Below are 1,882 nucleotides of genomic sequence, written 5' to 3' on the forward strand. Positions count from 1 at the left end.
TGTTTTTGGCTGATCTTGTCTGGCTCAAACTCAATGTTACGATGCTCGTCAAAGTACCAGGTATTGTGAGTACCGTGCATTACTTTCATACAGCCATTTTCTCGGGTGGCTTCACTAAATGCAACCCAAGCAGTCAGTTCCCAAGGTCCATCGTGAGACTCAGTAGGAACCAGCTTTGACTTGCCCTCAAACTCGACGAAGCTTTCTGCTTGATGCCAGTCTGTTCCTTCATCACCAGGATATTTGGGAAACCAAGCCGTTCTCCAACATAGTACATTTGAGCCCAAAAGACTGCTAACACGGTGAGCAATTTTTGGGTGAGAGATAATATCACTCAAAGCCTGGATATCCAGATGACGGTCATAGTTCATTTTACTGTTAGGGAAAGGTGCCGTTTCCCTGTCCAAAAGATCCATCCTGATTTCGTTCCACAACTCCAGGATCTCTTCAGGTTGAAATAGAGTAAAAGGTCCAATATAGCCATTGTCTCGAAAGAATTGTTTTTCTTCCACAGAAAGATAATAACTGAGTTCAGCTTTTGCCCTAGTTTTCATCTACTTTTTTACTCACCGATAAAGTTAACTGCTAATGTGTTTGCTCTCTGACCGCATCAATTTCTTTACTCAGTTCAGCAATTGTTGATTTGTGCTTATCAAAAAACCACCGAGCTTTGATGCTAACCCCCATCTTTTCTGTTACCTGATTAACCACTTCAACCAAATTTATTGAGTTCCCCCCGATATCCATAAAGCGATCTTCTATACTGATTGTCTCAACACTGAGAACGTCTTTCCATATTTCAGCAAGCTGCTTTTCTGTTTCTGTCTGGGGAACCACGACATCAGAAATGGGTAGTTCTGTTGAATTACTCATCTATTTATCCTGATTTATCTATCTATAAGAGATGTTAAAAGTGCTTGTCACATCTCTGGACTAACCTTTTTAAGTAAGGAAGAGTGTTAAGGGGAGTTTATACACTTTGCTTATTTATAGCGTTTATCGTGATTATGATGTACAGCGCAATTTCAGGATTATCCCCGTACAACCCCCTTAAATATTGGCTTTTGCCTTTTGCCTCTTGCCTGAAAATGATAAGCTTTGTCCTCATGAATATGAGAATTGCTATATCCATTTTTCATGGTATCACAGAGCCAGCCAAAAATAACAAGATTATCTTATCAAAAAATATTATGAATATTTTTAATAGTATAGAAAAACATTATGAAAGCACCGAAAAAAAAACGTCGAGGGTTATTCAAGGTAAACGCATCTAAATTTGTATCAAAATTTACATTCAAAAAGTAAACAATAATACCAAAAATCTAGAATTACCCTGTAGACATCTCCAGGAATTGCAAAGCAGTTCTATCACTAGCTTTGAGATGCTTGCGATCATTCACAAAAATGACAACTTTCAACGAAAAAATAATAGTTATTAAGCTTTGTTAATAATAAATAATTAACCTAAAAAATATAAACTAAATATGTAAGCATTCAGCCGTCAGCCATTCGCGTTCGCGAAGCGTCGGCTTTGCCGAAAGCTTGGCCTATGGCCAAGGCCAAGGCTCACGCTGCTTGAGGTGGTTATTTTATTCAAAAGCACCTCAGAGCTGATTCGTAAACTCGCTGTAATGAACCTATCCCACTAATATAATTTTAGTAATCCACATAAGCTGTTGCGCATTTAAACTGTGATAACAGCATTGCCTTTGTTTTTTATTTTTCGTACCCATTTTATAATTAACCCTCCTTCATTTAAAAGATGATTTAACAAACATTCTAATTCTTCAATTGATTTGAAAACTCGATTGGCAATATATTCTTTTGCTGAATGCCAAACCAATTCAATTAAGTTATAATCAGGACTATACTCGGGAAGATA

The 1,882-nt window shown here is 37.3% G+C and carries 3 protein-coding genes; all 3 read right to left on the reverse strand.

What is annotated here, in order from left to right; translation table 11 throughout:
* Positions 1-554: chlorinating enzyme (locus F6K20_RS36605; protein WP_287298111.1), on the reverse strand; the 554-nt coding region annotated here is incomplete at its 3' end.
* A 31-nt stretch (positions 555-585) separates the two neighbouring features.
* A complete protein-coding gene (locus F6K20_RS36610) occupies positions 586-873 on the reverse strand; it encodes a phosphopantetheine-binding protein (RefSeq protein WP_008178628.1) in 288 nt (95 codons plus the stop codon).
* Positions 874-1,684: 811 nt separating this feature from the next.
* Positions 1,685-1,882: transposase (locus tag F6K20_RS36615; protein WP_287265468.1), on the reverse strand; the 198-nt coding region annotated here is incomplete at its 5' end.

It is taken from the genome of Moorena sp. SIO2C4 (genome assembly GCF_010672485.1).
Classification (GTDB): domain Bacteria; phylum Cyanobacteriota; class Cyanobacteriia; order Cyanobacteriales; family Coleofasciculaceae; genus Moorena; species Moorena producens.

Coding starts and splice junctions, on each gene's coding strand:
- F6K20_RS36610 (WP_008178628.1), bottom strand. CDS start 873: ATGAGTAATTCAACAGAACTACCCATTTCTGATGTCGTGGTTCCCCAG.